The 21,119-nt window shown below is 70.6% G+C and carries 21 protein-coding genes; 10 read left to right on the forward strand and 11 right to left on the reverse strand.

Annotated elements, in window-relative coordinates; translation table 11 throughout:
* The first annotated feature begins 163 nt into the window (after nt 1–163).
* Nucleotides 164–436 carry a hypothetical protein gene (locus tag SACE_RS02655; protein ID WP_021341752.1) on the forward strand — a complete coding sequence of 91 codons (273 nt, stop codon included), beginning with the start codon at nt 164–166 and terminating at the stop codon, nt 434–436.
* 117 nt (nt 437–553) lie between these two features.
* Here SACE_RS02655 and SACE_RS02660 read toward each other — a convergent pair whose 3' ends face one another.
* The 6 genes from SACE_RS02660 to SACE_RS35995 form a co-directional block, all read right to left on the reverse strand.
* Nucleotides 554–1,549, reverse strand: coding sequence for an o-succinylbenzoate synthase (locus SACE_RS02660; RefSeq protein WP_009945239.1), 996 nt, complete (start codon nt 1,547–1,549; stop codon nt 554–556).
* Nucleotides 1,550–1,652: 103 nt separating this feature from the next.
* Complete coding sequence (locus tag SACE_RS02665; protein WP_009945238.1) at nt 1,653–1,928, reverse strand: helix-turn-helix domain-containing protein; 276 nt, start codon at nt 1,926–1,928, stop codon at nt 1,653–1,655.
* Nucleotides 1,928–2,416: a DUF2975 domain-containing protein gene (locus SACE_RS02670; protein WP_011873089.1), complete on the reverse strand. Its 489-nt coding sequence runs from the start codon at nt 2,414–2,416 to the stop codon at nt 1,928–1,930. Before SACE_RS02670 ends, SACE_RS02665 begins: the two co-directional genes overlap by 1 nt.
* Before the next feature lie 230 nt (nt 2,417–2,646).
* Nucleotides 2,647–3,240, reverse strand: coding sequence for a suppressor of fused domain protein (locus SACE_RS02675; RefSeq protein WP_009945235.1), 594 nt, complete (start codon nt 3,238–3,240; stop codon nt 2,647–2,649).
* Between the two features lie 91 nt (nt 3,241–3,331).
* Complete coding sequence (locus SACE_RS02680) at nt 3,332–4,993, reverse strand: DNA repair helicase XPB (protein WP_009945233.1); 1,662 nt, start codon at nt 4,991–4,993, stop codon at nt 3,332–3,334.
* A 143-nt stretch (nt 4,994–5,136) separates the two neighbouring features.
* Nucleotides 5,137–5,322, reverse strand: coding sequence for a helix-turn-helix domain-containing protein (locus SACE_RS35995; RefSeq protein WP_009945232.1), 186 nt, complete (start codon nt 5,320–5,322; stop codon nt 5,137–5,139).
* 118 nt (nt 5,323–5,440) lie between these two features.
* Between SACE_RS35995 and SACE_RS02690 the strand changes: the two genes are divergently transcribed.
* Nucleotides 5,441–5,695: a hypothetical protein gene (locus SACE_RS02690; RefSeq protein WP_009945231.1), complete on the forward strand. Its 255-nt coding sequence runs from the start codon at nt 5,441–5,443 to the stop codon at nt 5,693–5,695.
* A 38-nt stretch (nt 5,696–5,733) separates the two neighbouring features.
* On the opposite strand, the gene SACE_RS02695 is transcribed toward SACE_RS02690, so the two are convergent.
* Nucleotides 5,734–6,243, reverse strand: coding sequence for a hypothetical protein (locus tag SACE_RS02695; RefSeq protein ID WP_009945229.1), 510 nt, complete (start codon nt 6,241–6,243; stop codon nt 5,734–5,736).
* 206 nt (nt 6,244–6,449) lie between these two features.
* Between SACE_RS02695 and SACE_RS02700 the strand changes: the two genes are divergently transcribed.
* From SACE_RS02700 to SACE_RS02715, 4 genes are all read left to right on the forward strand, one after another.
* Nucleotides 6,450–7,187, forward strand: coding sequence for a hypothetical protein (locus SACE_RS02700; protein ID WP_009945227.1), 738 nt, complete (start codon nt 6,450–6,452; stop codon nt 7,185–7,187).
* Between the two features lie 213 nt (nt 7,188–7,400).
* A complete protein-coding gene (locus SACE_RS02705; RefSeq protein ID WP_009945226.1) occupies nt 7,401–8,201 on the forward strand; it encodes an LppU/SCO3897 family protein in 801 nt (266 codons plus the stop codon).
* A gap of 103 nt (nt 8,202–8,304) precedes the next feature.
* Nucleotides 8,305–9,900, forward strand: a complete 1,596-nt coding sequence (mdlC, locus tag SACE_RS02710; RefSeq protein ID WP_009945224.1) for a benzoylformate decarboxylase — start codon at nt 8,305–8,307, stop codon at nt 9,898–9,900.
* A 479-nt stretch (nt 9,901–10,379) separates the two neighbouring features.
* Entirely contained in the window at nt 10,380–11,384 is a 1,005-nt protein-coding gene (locus SACE_RS02715) for a DUF418 domain-containing protein (RefSeq protein WP_011873090.1), read from the forward strand.
* A gap of 86 nt (nt 11,385–11,470) precedes the next feature.
* Here the strand turns inward: SACE_RS02715 and SACE_RS02720 are convergent, their stop codons facing one another.
* The 4 genes from SACE_RS02720 to SACE_RS02735 form a co-directional block, all read right to left on the reverse strand.
* Nucleotides 11,471–12,349, reverse strand: a complete 879-nt coding sequence (locus tag SACE_RS02720) for an ABC transporter ATP-binding protein (protein ID WP_009945222.1) — start codon at nt 12,347–12,349, stop codon at nt 11,471–11,473.
* Between the two features lies 1 nt (nt 12,350).
* Nucleotides 12,351–13,148 (reverse strand): ABC transporter permease, encoded by a 798-nt coding sequence (locus SACE_RS02725; protein ID WP_009945220.1) that lies wholly within the window; start codon nt 13,146–13,148, stop codon nt 12,351–12,353.
* 70 nt (nt 13,149–13,218) lie between these two features.
* Nucleotides 13,219–13,986: an ABC transporter permease gene (locus tag SACE_RS02730; RefSeq protein WP_029621504.1), complete on the reverse strand. Its 768-nt coding sequence runs from the start codon at nt 13,984–13,986 to the stop codon at nt 13,219–13,221.
* Between the two features lies 1 nt (nt 13,987).
* Nucleotides 13,988–14,944: an ABC transporter substrate-binding protein gene (locus SACE_RS02735; protein WP_231849911.1), complete on the reverse strand. Its 957-nt coding sequence runs from the start codon at nt 14,942–14,944 to the stop codon at nt 13,988–13,990.
* Nucleotides 14,945–15,682: 738 nt separating this feature from the next.
* On the opposite strand from SACE_RS02735, the gene SACE_RS02740 reads away from it, so the two are divergent.
* From SACE_RS02740 to SACE_RS02755, 4 genes are read left to right on the forward strand one after another with little or no spacing between them, the layout of a single operon-like run.
* The gene (locus tag SACE_RS02740; RefSeq protein ID WP_009945217.1) at nt 15,683–19,069 is read left to right on the forward strand and encodes a nitrate- and nitrite sensing domain-containing protein; all 3,387 of its coding nucleotides are present in this window, start codon (nt 15,683–15,685) and stop codon (nt 19,067–19,069) included.
* A gap of 20 nt (nt 19,070–19,089) precedes the next feature.
* Entirely contained in the window at nt 19,090–19,497 is a 408-nt protein-coding gene (locus SACE_RS02745) for a roadblock/LC7 domain-containing protein (protein ID WP_011873092.1), read from the forward strand.
* A 31-nt stretch (nt 19,498–19,528) separates the two neighbouring features.
* Complete coding sequence (locus tag SACE_RS02750) at nt 19,529–20,332, forward strand: DUF742 domain-containing protein (protein WP_009945214.1); 804 nt, start codon at nt 19,529–19,531, stop codon at nt 20,330–20,332.
* On the forward strand, nt 20,313–20,921 hold the full coding sequence (locus SACE_RS02755; RefSeq protein WP_009945212.1) for a GTP-binding protein: 609 nt from the start codon (nt 20,313–20,315) through the stop codon (nt 20,919–20,921). The genes SACE_RS02750 and SACE_RS02755 overlap by 20 nt, the downstream gene beginning before the upstream one ends.
* Nucleotides 20,922–21,119: the final 198 nt, after the last annotated feature.

Here is a 21,119-nt window from a genome sequence, read left to right on the forward strand (position 1 = left end):
CCGGCACGGCAGCTACGGAAAGCGATCTTCACCCGAAGATCAACACGGGGCAGTGAAACGCCTGCACAGGCGGCTGACCCAGCCTGCCGGACGGCCTTGTGCGGTGTTGACTCCTGGGCGGCGCGAGCGAGATTCGCCGTGCTGGACAGGAGGTTCGCAGAAGATGTTGAAGTCCATGGCCAGGATGCTGGTTCCGGCGGCGCTGCTGGTGGCCTCCGCCGCGTTCGTCCCGATGACGGCGCAGGCGGTCGAGACGCCCCGCACCAACGGCGACTGCACGAACTACGCCGACGACCAAGACATCAACGAGAACGCCGCCGAGGTGGCCTGCAACGCCAAGACCAACGACGAGTGCCTGGCCGCGTTCTCCCAGGGAGGCGTCGCGCCGGAGTCCGCGAAGGCGGCCTGCGACATCCGGGCGCGCGCGACGCAGTAGTCGTGACCGCTCGAAGACCGAGCCCGGGACCGCGGTCCCGGGCTCGGTCGTATGTCGGGGGCGTTCGGCTGCACGTGCCAGACCGTGCTGCGGCGCTCTGGCAGCCGAAGAGACCGCTCACCCCGCGGGCAGGAGGGCGTGGACCCGGCGCAGCCGGTCCAGCCACCGCCGCTGGACGTCGGCGGGCGGCGTGGCCGCCGCCACCAGCGCGGGCGTGGGCTCCGGCGGACGCCGGGGCACCGGCAGCCGGCCGCCGGAGGGCACCAGCGAGTCGGCGACGACGTCGCCTTCGAGCAACGTGATCGTGCCGAGCCCGCAGGCGAAGGGCAGCTCGGGCAGCGCACCCGCCAGCGCGAGCTGCGCGGCCAGGCCCACGCTGCTCTCGACCGCCGACGACACCACGCACGGCAGGCCGCTCGCCTCGGCCACCCGCAGCGCGCGGCGCACCCCGCCCAGCGGAGAGACCTTGATGACCGCGACATCGGCGGCGCCCGCGACGGCCACCCGCATCGGGTCCTCGGCCCGCCGGATCGACTCGTCGGCGGCGATGCGGACCTCGACCCGCCGCCGCACCGCGGCGAGCTCGTCGACCGAAGGGCACGGCTGCTCGACGTACTCCAGGCCTCCCGCCGCCCGGTCGAGCTCGCGGATGCGTGCGACGGCGGTGTCGACGTCCCAGGCGGCGTTGGCGTCGACGCGGACCGCGCCGCCGGGGCCGAGCGCGTCGCGCACCGCGGCCACCCGCTCGACGTCCTCACCGGGCGGACGGCCGGACTCGGCGACCTTGACCTTCGCGGTGGCGCACCCGGAGCCCGCCGCGATCTCGTGCGCCTTCTCCGGAGTGACGACCGGAACCGTGCAGTTCACCGGCACGCTGTCGCGCACCGGCTCCGGCCAGTCGCCCGCGCACGCCTCCAGCGCCGTGGCCAGCCACGGCACCGACTCGGCGTCGCCGTAGTCGTCGAAGGGGCAGAACTCGCCCCAGCCAGCCGGACCGCGCAGCAGGACGCCCTGGCGGACGGTGATGCCCCGGAACCGGTTGCGCATCGGGAGCCCGTAGACCCGCACGGCGTCGAGGTCGGTCAGTTCGATCCTTGCCCCGGTCGCGTCCATGGCCTGATCCTTTCAGCCCTAAACCGATCGTGCGTGCCGAGGGACCCGCACACCGCCCGGATGGCCGCACGGTCCGGACGCGGTCCCCGGCGTTCGGCCGTCGCTACGAATCCGGCCCGCCGCGTGCGAGCGGCTGGGCACCGCTGCCGCCCAGCGGCACATCGCCCGCCTGGTCCCCGGGTTCCCAGCGGAGCAGGTCGCCGGGCTGGCACTCGAGCACCTCGCACAGCGCCGCGAGCGTGGTGAACCGAACCGCCTTGGCACGGCCGTTCTTCAGCACCGCCAGGTTCGCCGGGGTGATGCCCACGCGCTCGGCGAGCGCGCCCACGGACATCTTGCGCTTGGCCAGCATCACGTCGATGTCGACGACGATCGGCATCAGATCACCTCGTTCAGCTCCGCCTGCAGGTGCTTGGCCTCGGTGTCGCGCGCGACCGCCTGGGCCAGCAGCGTCCGCAGCACGAGCACGAGCAGGGCGACCCCGGCGACCATCACGCCCGCCCCGCCGACGAGCAGGACGACGCCCGGCGCGACCGCCTCGCCCGGTGCGAGTGTGACGCCGAGCGCGAACGTGAGGACGGAGGCCGCCGCGACCGCGCCGAGCACGACGTCGACGTAGCGGAAGGCGGCGTGGGAGAACACCGTGCCCCGGCGGACCATCGTCAGCAGCCGCCACACGCAGACCATGGTGACCTGGCAGGTCACGACGCCGAGCAGCACGATCATGATGACCGGGACCCGCACGGCGGCCGGGGCCTCGTCCAGGTCGACGGCCAGCAGCGGCACCATCACCGCCTGGACGAACAGCGAGCCGGCGAGCCCGAAGGCGAGCACCACGCGCAGCGCCAGTACAGCCACTTTCCCCATCGGCCCTCCCTCGATTGAATAGCGATCTAAATCTACCGTTATTCGGTAGGTTGGGCAATGGCGTAATGCTTGAGGGCGCAGATCGAGGAAGCGTCCGGACGTGCTGGAGACCGTCTCGACGCGATGGGGACCGTCTCGACGTAATGGAGACAGGAGCACTGTCAGCAGAGCGGGTGTGCTCTCGTGCGGCGGACCGCTACCGACGTGCCGAGGCCGACCGCCTCGGCCGCCTACGCGACGCTGGGCCGCCCGAGGTCGAAGACGTCGACCTCGAAGCGCGCCCACTGCTGCCGCAGCGCGGTGACGCCGTTGTCGAGGATGAAGTTCAGCTCGCCCAGCGTCACCGGCAGCAGCGTGAAGACCTGGAGCTGCTCGACGCCCTCGGGGTCGGTGAAGCGGGTGAACTCCGGCGGGAACAGCGGGTGCCCGCTGGCCAGCACACCGTGGAACTCGGTGTGCGGCAGCAGCGGCTGCTCGTTGGGCACGATCTGGTCGGGCACCAGGTGGGTGCGCTGGTTGACCAGCAGCTCGGCGGTCATGTCGACCAGGTGCCTGGCCGCCTCCGCCTGCTCCTTGTAGACCGTGCACGCCAGCTCCTGCGCAGGCTCGGCGCCCAGCGGCTGGAAGCGCAGGCCGCTGCTGATCACCGTGGTCAGGTGGTAGCGCTCCAGGTGGAAGAACACCAGCGCGAAGCCGCGGTTGTCGCCCCGCACGTTCGGCGGCTCGGCACCGGTCGGCCGTCCGGCGTGGCGTTCCAGGTTCTCCGCGAGCCCCACGAACCGGTGCGCACCACCCACAGTGGTCCCGTGCTGCTCGGCGCTCATCCGCTCTCCCGCTGAATGCCTACGTTGCCGACCACGTTATCCGGTCCGGCTTCCGGTGTGGCCCTTTTGCCGCCGCGCTCTCCGGCCCGCCTCAGCCCACGTCGGGGATGGCGGGTCCGAGCAGGTCGTCGGCGTCCACGATCCGGTACGCGTAGCCCTGCTCGGCGAGGAACCGCTGCCGGTGCGCGGCGTAGTCGGTGTCGAGGGTGTCGCGGGACACCACGGAGTAGAAGTGCGCTTGCTTGCGCTCGGCCTTCGGGCGAAGCAGCCGCCCGAGCCGCTGAGCCTCCTCCTGCCGCGAACCGAAGGTGCCAGACACCTGCACGGCGACCGACGCCTCGGGCAGGTCGATCGAGAAGTTGGCGACCTTGGAGACCACCAGCCGGTTGATCTCGCCGCGGCGGAACGCGTCGAAGAGCGCCTCGCGTTCCTTGTTCTTGGTCGAGCCCTCGACGATCGGGGCGTCCAGCGCCTCGCCCAGCTCGTGGAGCTGCTCCAGGTAGGCGCCGATGACCAGGGCCGGCTCGCCCGGGTGCCGGTCGAGGATGGCCTTGACGACCGGCGCCTTGGTGCGGGCGGTGGAGCAGACCTTGTAGCGATCCTCGGCCTCGGAGGTCGCGTACCGCAGCCGCTCGTCGTCGGTCAGGGTGACCCGCACCTCGACGCACTCGGCGGGGGCGATCCAGCCCTGCGACTCGATGTCCTTCCACGGCGCGTCGTAGCGCTTCGGGCCGATCAGCGAGAACACGTCGCCCTCGCGGCCGTCCTCGCGCACCAGCGTCGCGGTCAGGCCCAGCCTGCGCCGGGACTGCAGGTCGGCGGTCATCCGGAAGACGGGCGCGGGCAGCAGGTGCACCTCGTCGTAGACCACGAGGCCCCAGTCGCGGGAGTCGAACAGCTCCAGGTGCTTGTACTCGCCCTTGGACTTGCGGGTGATCACCTGGTAGGTGGCGATGGTGACCGGGCGGATCTCCTTCTTCTCGCCGGAGTACTCGCCGATCTCTTCCTCGGTGAGGGAAGTGCGCTCCACCAGCTCCCGCTTCCACTGCCTGCCCGCCACGGTGTTGGTGACCAGGATCAGCGTGGTGGCCCCCGCCTCGGCCATCGCGGCGGCGCCGACCAGCGTCTTGCCCGCACCGCAGGGCAGCACGACGACACCGGAGCCCCCGGCCCAGAACGCCTGCACGGCCTGCCGCTGGTAGTCGCGCAGCGCCCAGCCGTCCTCGGCCAGCGAGATCGGGTGCGCCTCGCCGTCGACGTAGCCCGCGAGGTCCTCGGCGGGCCAGCCGACCTTGAGCAGCATCTGCTTGAGGCGTCCGCGCTCACTGGGGTGCACCACGACGGTGTCGTCGTCGATGCGGGCGCCGAACATCGGCTGGATCTTCTTGTTCCGCAGGACCTCCTCCAGCACGGCCCGGTCCAGCGAGACCAGCACCAGCCCGTGGGCGGGGTCGTTGGTGAGCTGGAGCCTGCCGAAGCGGCCCATCGTCTCGACGATGTCGACCAGCAGCGGCTGCGGCACCGGGTAGCGGGAGTGGCGCACCAGGCCGTCGACGACCTGCTCGGCGTCGTGCCCGGCCGCCCGGGCGTTCCACAGCGCGAGGGGCGTGATGCGGTAGGTGTGCACGTGCTCGGGCGCGCGTTCGAGCTCGGCGAACGGTGCGATCGCGATGCGGGCCTCGTCGGCCTGCGCGTGCTCGACCTCGAGCAGCAGTGTCTTGTCGGACTGGACGATCAGGGGGCCGTCGGTCACGGGCGCGCACTCCTCGGCGCTCGGGGGGTGTCGGTTTTCGCAGGTGATCGGCAGTGCCGGGGTCAACAGCGGGACCGCCGCCCAGTATTCCACCGGTGCCCGCGGGCCTGGGCGGGGAGCGGTGGTGAAGGACACGACTCTCGTCAGTGCTTCTCGCGTTGCTCTCGAAGCTGACGTTTCACGCTCGACAGGCGGAACCGGTGGTGGCCGCTGGGGAGCGTGAGCTCTGGCTGGACCCAGCCGCGCTCGACCCAGCGGGCGACCGTGCGCGGCGACACGGCGAGAGCTTTCGCGACGTCGCGTGTGGTCAGCAGCGGCTCCTCGGGCACACGATGACGCTAATCAGACCGAGTGACGCCAGCATCTGTCTTGTCGCATAGTGGCTAGATACGACGCTAAAGTCGCTGGAGAGACATACTGACTCGATTGTCCGATTTTGGAGGTCTGGTGACGAGTCGGCACTACTGGCTACCGGTCGCCGGCGACATCGGCGGTGTCCGCCACGCCTTCAGGGGTCGTCGTTGGGAAGGCCAGCCGGCCGACGAGGCGGTTTGCGGCCTCGCGGTGGCGATGGCGCAGCCCTCGGAGATGGACTGGATCACCTTCAGGTCGTGTGCGGACTGCCGGTGCGCTCTGCTCGCCGAAGCGGGGATCGAGCCTGGTGCGGTGAACCCCGGCGACTCCGCGAAAGCCCGCCGGTAGGGGCCGCCTCGCCAACGGCTGCGGCGTTGCTGGGTTTCCTACAGCGCCTCGATGGTCGCGCCGCCGCGTTCGGCGAGGTCCCTGATCTGCTGGCCGCCGGTGCCCAGCCCGATCAGGAAACTGCCGTCGCCGGCGGAGATGCTCCGGTAGACGACGCGCCGAGGGATCGCGCCCTGGCCCACGAGAACGGTGTCGGGCCACTCGGTGATCTCCAGCTCCGGCCACGGGTACGCGCGCCGCCGCACGACGACGCCGCCTTCGAAGCAGTGCAGCCGGGGCCGTGCCGCGTACGAGCGCCGTTCCCGCAGCACCGCCCTGACGGCGACTGCCGCCACGAGCGCCACCAGGGCGGAACCGAGCACCGTGACACTGGTCGTCTCCGCGGCGATGATCATCCAGACCCCCGCCACGAGCACGATCGTCCACATCATCGGCCGCAGTGCCGAGCCCCGGCTACCCCGCGGTTCGGAGCCCTCGACCGTCGTGAGTACGTAGGCGCCGAAACCGTTCTCGGCGGCCAGCTCCGCGACCTCTCCCGGTATCCGCATCGCGCCCTCCCACCCGCCACGCACCTGGTCTGCCCACGGTATCCACGGAAAGTGGAGAACGGATCACGTTCAGTGGCCGATGCTTCCGGTTCTGGTCGGAACGGACTACCTGCACATTCCGATCTGGTTCGTATATGTCGCATCCGACCACATCGGGGCGGTGCGCTCGGCTAGGTTGCTCTTCGGTCATCACGTAGGAGGAACAGGTGAGCTACCCGCCGCAGCCAGGACAGTACGGCCCGCAGCAGGGGTGGGGACCGCAGCAGCCCCCGCAGGACGGGTCGCAGGACTTCTGGCGCCAGGTGGCCGGTGGCACCGGCGGGCCGCAGCCGCCCTACCCGCCGCAGCCGCCGAAGAAGAGCAACACCGGCCTGATCATCGGCCTCGCCGCCGGTGGCGCGGCGCTGGTCCTCGTGGTCGTCGTGATCCTCGTGTTCGCGCTGAACGGTGGCAGGGACGACAACCAGGCCGGCGGTGAGACCGGGGGCGGCACCTCGCCCACGACGTCCAAGACCCGGCCGACCACCACCTCCAGCGAGACAGGCTCGGGCATCGAGGTTGGCGACTGCGTCGCGCTGTCGGTCCAGTCCGGCGGCTCGCTCACCGAGGAGCCCTGCGGCAGCGCCGACTCCGACTACGAGATCGTCGAGGTCAAGAGCGGCGAGGACAAGAACGGCTGCCCGGACAACTACAGCAACACCTACAGCGGCGACACCTACTGCATGGTCCTCGACGTCGTGGTCGGCGACTGCCTGACCGGGTACAGCGAGGACGACTCGGTCCTGCCGCTGAAGGAGGAGTGCGCGTCCCCGGCCGCGGTGGACCAGGTGACCAAGGTCGACACCAACCCGACCGCGGAGCAGGTGTGCAAGCCGGAGGAGGGCTGGTACTCCTTCCAGGACCCGCCGTTCACGGCCTGCTTCGCCGACAAGAAACCCGCCTGACGCCGGACGCGCAGGACACCGGCCGGTTGTGCCCGCGGGACACCGGTCGGCTCTGCCGCCAGGACCCGGCCGGTCCTGCCCTCCGGCCATCGGTCCGTTCTGCCCTGGGCACGAGCAGGACGCCTGGTGGCGGCGGTTGCGTCAATTCCCCTCCGCCGGTTCGGCCGCTCGGCTAAGTTCCTCCGTCGGTCGAAGATCGCGTGAGAGGTAGTCGTGACGTATCCACCGCAGCAGCAGGGGCCGTACGGTCAGCCCGGCCGGCCCCAGGGATATCCGCAGCAGCCCGGGTTCCCGCAGTCCGGGCCGCAGGCCGTGCCGGGGCAGGCGTGGGGAGCGCCCCAGTACGGCCCGGTCGGCGCCGGATACCCGACCCAGACGGGCCAGGTCCCGCCGGGCCAGGCCCCGCACGCGCAGATGCCTCCCGGTCAGGTCCCGCCGGGTCAGGTGCCGCCGCAGGGCCAGGGGTTCGGTCCGCCGCCGGTGCCGCCGCAGCCGTCCAAGGGCGGTGGCGGTGCGCTCGCGGCGAAGATCATCAGCGGTGTGGTGGCCCTCGCCGTGGTCGGCCTGATCCTGCTGGGCATCAACATGGTCAGCGGCAGCGGTGCTCCTGAGGCCGGTGAGTGCCTCAACCTCACCAACAACAGCACCGTCAACCCCGACTGGGAGGTCGCGCCCTGCGGGTCGGCGGACTCCGACTTCGTGATCGCCAAGCAGCTCGGCGGCTCCGAGTCGTGCGGGGAGGACTTCTCCGAGGTCAGCAAGAGCGGGCGCCGCACCAGCGGCTACACGTTGTGCCTGGTCCCCGACGTCAAGGCCGGCGACTGCATGAACATCCCGCAGTACATGGGCCTGGAGGAGAAGGTCGCCTGCGGTGACGCCGACGCGAACATGGAGATCCTCTCCGTCGAGAACAGCACGGCGGGAGAGTCCGCGTGCGACTACGACCAGGAGTTCCAGTACATCGTCTACAACGAGCCCGCCCCTGGCCGGACGATCTGCATGAAGCAGGTCTGATGCTTGCGTGAGCAAGCTAATGTGGAGGTCAGGGCCCCTCATGTGATGTCGTGGTGTGCGGTCTCGCCGCAGCCGGCGAGGCCGCCACGAACGGGGAGGCAGCATGCCGGAGGAGACCTCGACGGTCCGCGACATCACCAGGGGGCTGCTCCGGCGCCTCGGACTCACCACGGTGTTCGGCAACCCGGGCACCACCGAGGTGCCCTTCCTCACCGACTGGCCCGACGACTTCCGCTACGTGCTCGGCCTGCAGGAGTCCGCCGTGGTCGCGATGGCCGACGGCTACGCGCAGGCCCGCCGCGAGCCGGTGCTGGTCAACCTGCACTCGGCCGGTGGTGTGGGGCACGCGCTGGGCTCGGTGTTCACCGCGTACCGCAACCGCACGCCGATGATCGTCACCGCGGGTCAGCAGACCCGCTCGCTGATGTTCGGCGAGCCCTTCCTCGGCGCCACCGACGCCGCGTCGTTCCCGCAGCCCTACGTGAAGTGGAGCTACGAGCCGGCCAGGGCCGCCGACGTGCCCGCCGCGCTGATGCGCGCCTACCAGATCGCGACGCAGCCGCCCTACGGTCCGGTCTTCGTGTCCATCCCCGCCGACGACTGGGACCAGCCCGGCGTCGAGGTGGCCGACCGCCCGCGCACCCGTGGCTTCGCCGCCGACCCCGACTCCGTGGCCGAGCTCGCCGAGGCGCTGAACTCCTGCGAGCGCCCGGCGTTCGTCGTGGGGCCGGCCGTCGACGGCGACGGCGTGGTCGACGAGATGGTCCGGCTCGCGGAGAAGGCGCGGGCCGAGGTGTGGGTGAGCCCGATGTCGCCGCGCTGCTCGTTCCCCGAGGACCACCCCGCCTTCGCCGGTTTCCTGCACCCGGAGCGCAAGGCGCTCAGCAAGGAGCTCGCCGCCTACGACCTGGTGGTGGTGTGGGGAGCTCCCGCGTTCACCTACCACGTCTACCGGGGCGAGTCCGATGTGGAGCTGCCCGAGATGTTCGTGGTGCACGACGATCCCGACGTGCTGGCCCGCGCGGTCCGGGGCCGGGGCGTGCTGGGCACGCTGGCGCACTCGGTCCGCCAGGTGTCGGCGCTGGTCGGCCAGTCCGACCGGGCCGAGCCGCGGGGCTGCGAGCGTCCCGACAAGCCGGCGCCGTCCACGCCGATGACCGCGGCCTACGTCTTCGACACGATCAGCTCGGCGCTGCCGGACGACGCGGCGGTGGTGGAGGAGACCCCGAGCCACCGCAACGACCTGCACGACCACTTCCCGATCCGGTCGACCGACGGCGGGTTCTTCACCTGCGCCTCGGGTGCGCTGGGCTACGGCATCGGCGCCGCCGTGGGCGTGGCGATGGCCGACCAGACGCGGCGGACCGTGGCGTTGCTCGGCGACGGCTCCAGCATGTACGGGGTGCAGGCGCTGTGGACGGCGGCGCGCGAGCAGACCCCGGTGACCTTCGTGATCATGGACAACTCCCGCTACGCCGCGGTCGCGGTGCTCGGCGAGGCGGCGGGCGGCAGCAAGCTGCCCGGCGTCGAGCTCGGCGGCATCGACTTCGTCGGCCTGGCCACCAGCCTTGGCGTCCCGGCGAAGTCGGTGAACACGCCCGAGGAGCTCGACGCGGCGCTCGGCGAGGAGTTCACCACCATGAACGGGCCGTCGCTCCTGCACGTCAAGGTCGACCCGGGACAGCGCTACCTGTACTGAGCCGCCGATGTCCGCCCACCGGCGTATTCCGCGCGCTCCGTGCCGCCGGAACCCGTTGGGCCATCGAGAATGCTTCCGAACCACCAGGACGCACAGCCGTGGCGACGCGGATCGCCACGGCGAGCTAGAACCACCTCTTCCCCGCCACGGGACCGCGTGAAGCGCACAAGCGGCGCTGCACATGGGAACCGGCGCAAGGCGCGCCCGGCCGGTTGGCCATGGCCGCATCCGCCGATCGGCCATGCGCTGCCGGGCTCCTTGTCCGCCCGGCCGATGCGCACCAAGGCGCGCTACCGACATTCTTGCCGGTAGCGCGCCTTCGTGCGCACGAAAAGGAACGCGGGTGCGCTACTCGCGAATCGGTCTTCGGCGTGCATAGCGCCGGTGTTCCGAGGCCGAGCGAGCCTCCTCGGCCGGCTGGGTCATCCAGTCGAACCGGCCACGACTGGCAACTCATGCGCCAGAAGGGAAAACAACGCATGGCAACGGCTACCGCACCAACCGAGAGGATTGCGTTCGCGTCGTCCAGTTCGGGGCCGCGCATCGGTCAGCTCGACGCGCTGCGCGGGTTGGCACTCGGCGGGATCCTGCTGGTAAACATCGGCCAGATCATGCACATGCCCGGCATCGTCGACCTTCGCAAGCTGCCCATTCCGCATGTGCTGGACATGACCGCACACCAACGGTTCTTCCCGCTGTTCTCGTTGCTGTTCGGGGTCGGCTTCGGCATCTTCCTGCAGCGGGCGGGGGCCAGGGCGCAGCGGCCGAGGCTGCTGCTGTTGCGCCGCCTGGTTGCGCTCGCCGTGCTCGGGGCCGTGCACCACTTGTTGCAGCCAGGCGAGGCGTTGCTGTGGTACGCGCTGTTCGGCATCGTGGTGCTGCTGCCGCTGAGCTGGGTACCGCGCTGGATCAACCTGGCGATCGGACTGACCATGACCGTGGTGCTGACGGTGCTGTTCGGCGGTGGTCTCCTCCTGGTGCCGGGCCTGCTGGTGACGGGTTTCGCACTGGCCCAGCTGGGTCTTCCGAACGCACTCGACCGGCTCGGCCCGCACCTGCTGACCGCGTTCGTGCTCGCGGCCGCGGGTTCGGTGGCCGCTCTGCTCTGGCAGGAACAGGACCCCCTGAGCGCCGGCTTCACCCCTTCCTCCGCTGTGGCCGGGTTGACCATGGCCGTCGCCTACGCCACCGGGCTGCTGCTGGTCCTGCGCACCCCGGTCGGCCGCCGGTTGGCTCCCACCCTGGAGGCGCTCGGGCGGATGGCGCTCACCAACTACATCACGGCGACCCTGCTCATCGTGTCCTTCGGCGCCGCCCTCGGGCTGGAGGGTTCGACCGCCTGGCCGACCATGCTCGGTTTCGCCGCGGCGATCCTGGTCGTGCAGGCGCTGTGGAGCCGGTGGTGGTTGGCCCGCTTCCGGTACGGGCCCCTCGAATGGGCCTGGCGCTGCGTCACCTGGTGGCGCCGATTCGACCTGCGCTGACCGGAGTCGTGAGTCTTCTGGGTTGCCATGGCAACCCAGAAGACTCACGAGTGCTGAGCGGGTCAGGGCACTCGCGCGCCGGTGGTTCAGTTCCGGGCGGTCTCGCGGGACTCCGCCCGCTCGGCCTCCGCCCAGCGGTCGGCCGCGGCGCGGTCCGCCGCCGCGGTGCGTCCGTCCGCAGTGGACACCGTCTCCGGGCTGCGCATTTGGAGCAGCCGGGCCACCTCGCTGCGCAGGTGGACGAAGGTGTCGGACTCGCGGGTGGTGATCTGGTCGCGCTCGCTGCCGAGGTCGACCGGGATGTCGGCCACGATCGAGGCGGGCGACTTCGACAGCACGAACACCCGGTCGGCGAGGTAGATGCTCTCGTCGATGTCGTGGGTGACCAGCAGGACCGTGCTGTCGAACTGCCTGCGCACCCGCAGCAGCAGGTCCTCCAGCTCGAAGCGGGTCTGCGCGTCCACCGAGGCGAACGGCTCGTCCATGAGCAGCAGCGCCGGGCGGCACGCCAGCGCGCGGGCGATCGACACCCGCTGCTGCATGCCGCCGGAGAGCTGCCACGGGTACTTGCGGGCCGCGCCGGACAGGCCGACCCACTCCAGCACCTCGTCGGCCCGCTCGTGGCGCTGGGCCTTGCTCAGTCCCCTGGAACGCAGCGGGAACTCGACGTTGGCGCGCACCGACAGCCACGGGAACAGCGAGCGGCTGTAGTCCTGGAACACCACGGCGAGGTCCGACGGCACGCCCTGCACCAGGTCGCCGTGCAGGCGCACCTCGCCGCTGCTCGGCGTGAGCAGGCCGGAGATCGCGCGCAGCAGGGTGGACTTGCCGCAGCCGGAGGGACCGACGATGCACGCCAGCTCGCCCGCCTCGACCTTGAACGACAGCTCGTCGATGGCGAGGTTCGCACCGGCGCCCGTCCCGTAGCGGTGTCCGACGCCGGAGACGTCCAGCATGGTCACCATGTCAACCTCCTACCTTCGCCGTCTGCGAGGGTTGCCAGTTCAGCACCTTGCGTTCCACCGCCAGGAGCACCGTGTTGAGCGCGTAGCCGAGGACGCCGAGCAGGACGATGCCCGTCCACATCCCGGGCAGGTCGAACTGCTGCTGGCTGTTCACCAGCTGGTAGCCGATGCCGTTGGTGGAGCCCACCAGCTCGGAGACGACCATCAGCACCAGGGCCAGCGACAGGCTCACGCGCAGCCCGGCGAAGATCTTGGGCATCGCGGCGGGAAGCACCACCCCGAACACCCACTGCACGGGGGGAATCCGGAACGACCGCGCGGTGTCCACCTTGACCTGGTCGACCGAGCGGACACCGTCCACGGTGTTCAGCAGGATCGGCCACACCACGCCGAAGACGATCACCGTGATCTGCATGGACGTGCCGATGCCCAGCAGCACCATGAAGACCGGCACCAGCACCGGCGGGGGAATTGCCCGGACGAAGGCGAACAGCGGGCCGAAGTAGTCCATCGCCGTACGGGACCGGCCGAGCGCGGTGCCGATGCCGACGCCGACCACCACCGCGATCAGCCAGCCCGCGGCGATGCGCCCGATGCTGGCCAGCAGGTCGGAGAAGACCACGTCGCTGAGGAACAGCGAGGACGCCGGGCCGGAGAACCACTTCACCGCGGCCGTCGCCACGATCTCGCTGGGCGGCGGGAAGAACGGGCTGCTTGCGAGCCTGGTCACCAGCTCCCAGACCAGCACGGCGCCTACGAACACCACCCAGCGGTGCAGGAAACCACGCACCTGGCTCATGACGCCTCCTGTGTCCTGCGGGGCACCCGCACCCGGTCGGCTTCCATGAGCGGAGAGGCGGGAGTGTCGCTCATGACGCCTCCTGCCCGACGATGCTCCAGCGCAGCCCGCGCTTGTGCACCGCCTCCAGCGCCTCGTTGATCGCGAAGCCGATGACCCCGGCGACGAGCGTGCCCGCCAGCACCAGGTCCATCCGGCCCGCACCGGTGCTCGCGTCCAGCACGAAGCTGCCCAGGCCGCTGGTGCCTCCGGCCAGGAACTCGGTGCTGACCACCAGGATCAACGCCACCGCGGCCGACATCCGCACACCGGTGAGCACGAACGGCGCCGAGTTCGGCAGCGCCACGCTGAACAGCACCCGCGCCCGGCCCAGGCCGAACGAGCGGGCCGTCTCCACCATGACCGGGTCCATCTCGTCGAGCGCGTAGATGGTGTTGAACAGGATCGGCCACACCGACGCGTAGACGGCGAGCGAGATCTTGGTGTTGGGCCCGCTGCCGATCAGCACCAGCGCCAGCGGGATCAGCGCCACCGACGGGATGGGGCGCAGGAACTCGATGATCGCCCTGGTCGCCACCCGCACCGCCGGGACGCTGCCGAGCAGCAGGCCCGCGGGCACCGCGATGACGACCGAGATGCCCAGTGCGATGGCCCACGCCAGCACGCTGGCGATCACGTCGAGCAGGAACATGCGGTCGCCGAGCAGTTCGGCCAACCGCACCAGCACCAACGACGGCGGCGGCAGGTACTGCTGCGGGACCGGGCCGAGGCGGCTGAACGCCTCCCACACCGCGAAGAAACCGAGCAGGCCCACGAGCCCGCGAATCACTCGTGCCATGTCAGTTCTGGGGCGGGGTGGCGATCATGGCCTTGACGTCGACGTCCTTCTGGATGTAGCCGAACTCGCGCATCAGCCGCGGCACGCGCTCCAGGCGGGTGGCGTCGACGCGGGTGTGCATGTTGAGCAGGCCCATCACCGCGGCGGTCTCGGCGTCGACCTTGGCGAACGTCGGCAGCAGCGGCTCGATCTTGCTGCGGTCCTGCGCCTCGTCGGTCGCCGCCTGCATGGCGCGGTGGAACGCCGCGACGGTGTTGGGGTTCTGGTCGGCGAAGTTCGCGGTGGAGACGTAGCCGCCGAGCGGGATGTCCTGCAGCGGACCGGTGGCGGCGTCGACGACCGGCACGGCCTTGGTGTCGCGCGCGGCGAGCGTGAGGAACGGCTCGACGAGGAACGCCGCGTCGACGTGGCCCTGGCGAAGCTGCTCGGGCATGTTGGGGAACCCGATCGGAGCCCACTCGACCCGGCTGAAGTCCACGCCGTGCGCGCGCATCGTTGCCTGCACCATCAGCTGGGAGATGGTGCCCATGCCGCTGATCGCGATCTTCTTGCCCGCGAGGTCGGCGGCGGTGCGCACCGGCGAACCCGGAGCCGTCATGATCATGATCGTGTTCGGGGTGGCCGACGCGCAGTCGGCGACGATCTTGAGCTGGGCGACGCCGCTGGCCTGGGCGGCGAAGATCGGCACGTAGGAGCTGAAGGTGATGTCGTAGTCGCCGCCGATGGCGGCGTTGAGCGCGGAGGCACCGTCCTTGGCGGTGACGATCTCGACGTTGAGGCCCTCGCGCTGGAAGTGGCCGTTCTTGACGGCCAGGTGCAGGGGCGCGATCTCGCTCGTCGCCAGCGCGCCGACCTTGAGGTTGGCCTTCTCCAGTCCGCCGGGGCCGCTCTGCCCGGCGTTCTCGGAGCCGCCGAGGAGCCCGCAACCGCTGGTGCCCATCAGTGCACCGGCCGTCACCACGCCGCCTGCCAGCTTCAGTAGGTTTCTGCGTGGGATCCCTCCACCGGGGAACGGGCTCATGAAGTCCTCCTTGCATCGGGTGCGACGTGGGGGTTCTCGGGTCGGCCGCCAACGGGTCGCGGGAAAGGCGGGACGACCTGCGTCCAGATGCACCTCATGCGCGCGCGCGACGCGACGGCACTCGTGCCGCGCGGGAATGGGCCAGGAGCCGGCGGGCGACCGGACTGCTGCCGGCGGTCGTCAGCCGGCGCGTGCGGAGCGGTGCCGCTGCGGGGCGGCGGACCATCGCTTCTCCAACGGACCTGGCGGGGCGGGGTGCAGGGCAACTGTAGAAGGTTGGACCACTTGCGACAACCAGCTGTCACCAGGACGTTGTCACATAGGCACGAGGTGAGGGCTACGCCACTCATCCGTGTGAGGCAGACTCGCTCTAGGGGCCTGACTTGTGACGGCCAGTTAAGTATAGTCTCGCCCGTCGAGGTGAACCTGCCTCTGCTTCGGGGGAAGTAACAGGTTGTGATCAGGGAGCGTGATGGCAAGCCCGGCTAGGAGCGTCAGGGTCGTCCGCGGCCCGGCGGGCACTGTCGGAGCTCCGACGGCCCACTGGTCCGCACGTCGACCCGGGAGCCGCCGTCGGGGACCGGCTCTGACCACGACCATCCGCACCTGCCACCCACGTACGGGCCACTAGCCGTGGTGGGCAGGCAGACGTCCGCCGCAGCGCAGGAAAAAGGGATGCTCAACAACGACCCCGGCACCGGAGGCAGACAGGACCGTCGCGTGGAGGCGCAGGACCCGCACAGCAAGCGCTGGTGGCTGCGCAACTGGCGTCTGCGCACCAAGATGGCGGCCGTGCTGCTGGTCCCGACCTTGGCGGCACTCGGCGTCGGAGGCATCCGCGTCTACGACGGCATGTCCACCGCCGACCGCCTCAACACCATCGTCGAGCAGGTGGAGCTGGCCCAGCGCACCGCCGACATCACCCACGAGCTCCAACGCGAGCGCGACCACGCCGTGGTGCAGACCGCCAGCGGCGGCGCCGACCGCGTCCCCTACGACGACCAGGCGCGCCGCGTCGACGACGCCATCGCCCGGTTCCGGCTGCCCGAGTCGGAGCTGGAGGACTTCACGCCGAAGGTGCGCGAGGCCTACCAGAGCGCGCTCAACCGGCTGAGCAGCCTCAACTCGCTGCGCGCCATCGTCAACCGCGGCTTCACCGACTCCCAGACGCTGGTCGCCTACAACTCGGTCGTCGAGAGCGTGCTGAACGTCCCCCGCGCGGTCTCCTCGGGTGCGGCCAACACCCAGCTCACCCAGAGCGCGTGGGCCGCCGAGTCGATCAGCCGCGCCAAGGAGTACCTGGCCCAGCAGCGTTCCATCCTGCTCTCGGCCGGTATCCGCAACGAGTTCTTCACCGGCCAGGTCGCCCAGATGCGCGAGGCCGACGCCCGGTTCGAGGCCGCGTTCACCGAGTTCGAGAACGTCGCGTCGCCCGCCCAGCGCGAGCTCTACGCCGCGCGCGTGGCCGGTGCCGCGGTCGACGACTCCGAGCAGATCAAGCAGTACGCGCTCATCAACGCCGAGAACGACCGCGCGCTGAACATGAACCCGGGTGAGTGGGGCGCGGCCTCGGGCACCCGCGGTGACCTGCTGCGCGGCGTCGAGGAAGAGGTCCTCGGCGAGTTCCACGACACCGCCAAGCAGTACGCCGACGCCGCGTGGTGGTCGATGCTGCGCGACGGCGCGCTGATCGTCCTGCTGCTGCTGGTCGCCTTCGCGGTCGCCTCGTACATCGCCCGCTCGATGCTGCGGCCGCTGCGCACCCTGCGCTACGGCGCGCTGGAGATCGCCGAGCAGAGCCTGCCGCAGGCGATCAAGCAGGTGAACGAGAATCCCAGCGGCGCGAGCTCGGTCACGGTGCCACCGGTGCCGGTGCACACCCGCGAGGAGATCGGCCAGGTCGCGCGGTCCTTCGACGCGGTCCACCAGCAGGCGCTGCGGCTGGCCTCCGAGCAGGCGCTGCTGCGGACCAACGTCAACGACCTGTTCGTCAACCTGGCCCGCCGCAGCCAGACGCTGGTGCAGCGCCAGCTCTCGCTGATCGACCGGCTGGAGCAGGACGAGCAGGACCCGGACCAGCTCAGCAGCCTCTTCGAGCTGGACCACCTGGCCACCCGCATGCGGCGGAACAACGAGAACCTGTTGATCCTCGGCGGTACCGACCTCACCCGGCGGATGATGCGCCCGGTGCCGCTGTCGGAGGTCGTCGGCGCCGCGGTGTCGGAGGTCGAGCAGTACGCGCGGATCGCCATCGCCGAGTCGCCGGACCTGGCGATCCAGGGCCGCGTGGTCAACGACTTCGTGCACCTGATCGCCGAGCTGCTCGAGAACGCCACGGTGTTCTCCAACCCCGACACCGAGGTCACCGTCCGCACCGCCTACCGCAGGCAGGAACTGGTCATCGAGATCCGCGACCGCGGCGTCGGCATCGACGACGAGGAGATCGACGAGATCAACGACCGGCTCACCCGGCCGCCGGAGGTCGACGTCGCGGTGTCGCGGCGGATGGGCCTGTTCGTCGTCGGCCAGCTCGCGCGCAGGCACAACATCGGCGTCCAGCTGCAGAACAACGGCGACCTCGAAGGCGGTGTCACCGCGACGGTGCACCTGTCCGGCGAGTACGTCGTGCAGCTCACCGCCGACGGCCCGCGCCCGATGCCCGACATCGGCCGCCCGGTCGGTGGCGACGAGCCCAAGCGCGACCCGCTCAGCGAGACCGGTACCCACCTCGGCCTGGCCGCGGCCTTCGGCAGTCGCGGCGGCGCGGCCGACCGCGGAGTCGACGCGCCGACCGAGCGCGCTCCGCTGCCACCGCTGAACTTCGACTCGCCCGGCGCCCCGGCACCGAGCGCTCCCGCCCCGAGCAGCAACGGCTTCGACCCCAGCGGCGGACCGCTTCCGCAGCGCAGGAAGGAAAGCCCGGCCGCGCAGGAGGCCGAGGAGCAGGAGCCCGTCGAGGACCTGCCCGGCAACTACTCCTTCCAGGTCTCATCCGGCGGTTCTTTCGGCGCGACCGACATCCCGAAGTGGGAGGATGACGCCGAGGCGTCCACGGACGACGACGTTCGTGCCGAGCAGTGGCCCAGCGCGGAAAGCGCTGCCGCCGCCGAGGATCGCGAGCTCCCGGCGGCGTTCGACGGCCAGTGCGGTGTTCCCGCGCAGGAGGAAGAGGAATCTCCCAGCCTGTTCCACAGCCCCTTCGAGGCCGAGAAGACCGCGACGTTCGAGGCCGCCAGGCCGGACCCGGACTCCGATGGCGCCGACCAGAACGGAACACGACCGGCGCCGGACGCCCCGCTGGCAGCGGGAGCGACCCAGGACGCGCAAGACGCTCCGGGGGAGCTCCGCGCTTCGACAGCATCCGACTACGAGACGGAAGGCCAACCGCCGGCGGTCGACACGCAGCCGAAAGGGGCCTCCTGGGACATGGACGACGCGCCGACGCAACGTCTGCCCATCTACGAAGCGGTGCTGTCGCAGTGGTTCCGCGAGTCCGATGTGGACGAAGGCGGCTCGCCGCTCGGCGACTCGCTGAGCTCCGGTGGAGGGCAGCCACCGCGCCCGGCCCGGCAGGAGGCTCCCGCCGAGCCGCCGTCGGTGGCCGACGGCGAGCAGGCGCTGCAGGCGCGGCGCGCCGCGGAGCCCGAGTCGGAGACCGGTGAGCTCCGCGCCACCGGCGCGTCCGGACCCGGCGGGGAGACCGGCGAGTTCCCCGAGGAACTGCTCGCGCCCACCGGGCCGCGGGATCCGGGCTGGGGCTCGGCCGACGTCGGCTGGCAGGCGGCCGAGGCCCTCGTGCAGCAGAGCCAGCAGGTCCAGGAGACGACCTCGGCCGGCCTGCCCAAGCGGGTGCCGAAGTCGAACCTGGTGCCGGGATCGGCCGCACCGCGACCGCAGTCCCCAGCGCCGGCAAAGCCGGCCACGACACGGTCGCCGGATGCCGTGCGTGGTCGCATGTCGAACTTCCAGCAGGGCATCCGCCGAGGTAGGCACGCCAAGGCCGACCCGGTCTCGACAGAACCGCCCCGCTCGATTCCGAGCCGTCATGAGGAGCAGGAGTGAACGGGTCCGTCCAGCAACCCATGAGCAGCAACAGCTTCAGTTGGCTGATCACCGATTTCGTGCGCCGCGTCCCGGGCGTCGCGCACTCCGTGGTGGTCTCCGCGGACGGCCTGTTGCTGGCAGGCTCCCAGGGACTGCCGCGCGACCGCGCCGAGCAGCTGTCCGCCGTCGCCTCCGGGCTGGTCAGCCTCACCCAGGGCGCGGCGCGCTGCTTCGAGGCCGGTGATGTCACCCAGACCGTCGTGGAGATGGAGCAGGGCTACCTGTTCCTGATGTCGATCAGCGACGGTTCGTGCCTCGCGGTGCTGGCCGCGCCGAACGCCGACATCGGTCTGGTGGCCTACGAGATGACGCTGCTCGTGGAGCGGGTCGGCCGGCAGCTCACCCCGGAGCTGCGCGCCCAGCTCCAGGGCATGGGTCGACGGTGACTTACGCCGAGCAGGCTGAGGGGAGCTCGCCATGAACGCCGGTTCCGATCCCAGCTGGGACGGTGACCTGTTCCGCCTCTACAACAAGAGGCTGAGCGCCGACTCCTGGCAGGAAGACTTCGTCGACGACCAGCAGGAATCCGCGGGCGACGGCGTGAGCGACTACAGCCGGGCGCTCTTCGGCGGGCCGGGCGCGGACCTGTTCGGCTCGGGCTATTCCGGTTCCGGTTACTCGAACTCGGGCTATCCGGGTTCGGGCCACTCGGGTTCGGGTTACTCCGCCGCGTCGGCCGAGGGCGGTGACGACCGCCGGTACGACAGCGGTCCGTCGTCGATGTCGATGCCCTCGATCTCCTCGACGTCGATGCCCTCGGTCTCGATGCCGTCGATCTCGCAGCCGATGTCGCCGATCTCGCAGTCCATGCCGTCGATCTCCGGGTCCATGCCCGCGATCCGCGGCGGCGACGGGCCTGCCTCCGACGAGGGCGCGGGCGAGACCGGGTCGCTGGTGCGTCCCTACGCCCGCACCCGCGGGCGCACCCGCACCGATTATGATCTTGCTATTGAGACGCTGGTCTCCACCAGCGAGCGCGGACGCGCGCAACCCGCCGCGTCCTCGCCAGAGCACCGCTCCATCTCGGAGCTGTGCATGGAGGCCCGCTCGGTGGCAGAGGTGGCCGCACACCTGCGCCTGCCCCTCGGCGTGGTGCGGGTGCTGATCGGTGACATGGCCGGTCTGGGCCTGGTCCTGATTCACGAAAGTGGCATGGTCGTGGGGGATCGGCCGTCCATGGAGTTCTTGGAAAGGGTGCTCAGTGGGCTTCGCAGGCTCTGATCCCCGCTCGCAGGTGAACAACCACGGCGGCAACAAGACGTCGACCAAGATCGTGGTCGCCGGTGGTTTCGGGGTTGGCAAGACGACCTTCGTCGGCTCGGTCTCCGAGATCGTGCCGCTCACCACCGAGGCGGTGATGACCGAGGCGAGCGTCGGGGTCGACGACCTCACGGCGACGCCGGGCAAGGTCACCACCACGGTGGCCATGGACTTCGGCCGGGTGTCACTGGACTCGGACCTGATCCTGTACCTGTTCGGCACGCCCGGGCAGCACCGGTTCTGGTTCATGTGGGACGACCTGGTGCGCGGCGCGATCGGCGCGGTGGTGCTGGTCGACACCCGCAGGCTGGCCGACGCCTTCGCCTCGATCGACTTCTTCGACGACCGGGGCCTGCCCTACGTGGTCGCGGTGAACACCTTCGACGGCGTGCTGCACCACCGCATGGAGGACGTGCGGGAGGCGCTGACCATCGCCGACTCGGTGCCGATGATCAGCGTCGACGCCCGCAACCGCGAGTCGACCAAGCAGGCTCTGATCAAGCTCGTCGAGCACGCCATGCGCCAGCGCATGGCTGCCGCGCGCGCATAGCGCGCGCATCGCGCAACGCGCAGCGTTGCGTGGCGCGTGAGCGCTATCCGCGCTGTGCGCGGATTGCTGTCGCGCGGCTTTGGGTGTGGGTGGTGCCCGTGGTTGGAAAGCCGTGTACCGCATGGCTTTCGGGCGGTGACCGGGCGATGCATCGGGGAGCCGTGCCCGGTCACCTTCGTCGGTCCGGCGGAGGGGGGA

Origin of the sequence: Saccharopolyspora erythraea NRRL 2338 (assembly GCF_000062885.1) — a bacterium.
GTDB classification, from domain to species: Bacteria; Actinomycetota; Actinomycetes; order Mycobacteriales; family Pseudonocardiaceae; genus Saccharopolyspora_D; species Saccharopolyspora_D erythraea.

Coding starts and splice junctions, on each gene's coding strand:
- SACE_RS02725 (WP_009945220.1), bottom strand. CDS start 13,148: ATGAGCCAGGTGCGTGGTTTCCTGCACCGCTGGGTGGTGTTCGTAGGC.
- SACE_RS02665 (WP_009945238.1), bottom strand. CDS start 1,928: ATGCCGATCGTCGTCGACATCGACGTGATGCTGGCCAAGCGCAAGATG.
- SACE_RS02715 (WP_011873090.1), top strand. CDS start 10,380: ATGGCAACGGCTACCGCACCAACCGAGAGGATTGCGTTCGCGTCGTCC.
- SACE_RS02745 (WP_011873092.1), top strand. CDS start 19,090: ATGAGCAGCAACAGCTTCAGTTGGCTGATCACCGATTTCGTGCGCCGC.
- SACE_RS02660 (WP_009945239.1), bottom strand. CDS start 1,549: ATGGACGCGACCGGGGCAAGGATCGAACTGACCGACCTCGACGCCGTG.
- SACE_RS02730 (WP_029621504.1), bottom strand. CDS start 13,986: ATGGCACGAGTGATTCGCGGGCTCGTGGGCCTGCTCGGTTTCTTCGCG.
- SACE_RS02750 (WP_009945214.1), top strand. CDS start 19,529: ATGAACGCCGGTTCCGATCCCAGCTGGGACGGTGACCTGTTCCGCCTC.
- SACE_RS02670 (WP_011873089.1), bottom strand. CDS start 2,416: ATGGGGAAAGTGGCTGTACTGGCGCTGCGCGTGGTGCTCGCCTTCGGG.
- SACE_RS02740 (WP_009945217.1), top strand. CDS start 15,683: ATGCTCAACAACGACCCCGGCACCGGAGGCAGACAGGACCGTCGCGTG.
- mdlC (WP_009945224.1), top strand. CDS start 8,305: ATGCCGGAGGAGACCTCGACGGTCCGCGACATCACCAGGGGGCTGCTC.
- SACE_RS02675 (WP_009945235.1), bottom strand. CDS start 3,240: ATGAGCGCCGAGCAGCACGGGACCACTGTGGGTGGTGCGCACCGGTTC.
- SACE_RS02695 (WP_009945229.1), bottom strand. CDS start 6,243: ATGCGGATACCGGGAGAGGTCGCGGAGCTGGCCGCCGAGAACGGTTTC.
- SACE_RS02655 (WP_021341752.1), top strand. CDS start 164: ATGTTGAAGTCCATGGCCAGGATGCTGGTTCCGGCGGCGCTGCTGGTG.
- SACE_RS02720 (WP_009945222.1), bottom strand. CDS start 12,349: ATGGTGACCATGCTGGACGTCTCCGGCGTCGGACACCGCTACGGGACG.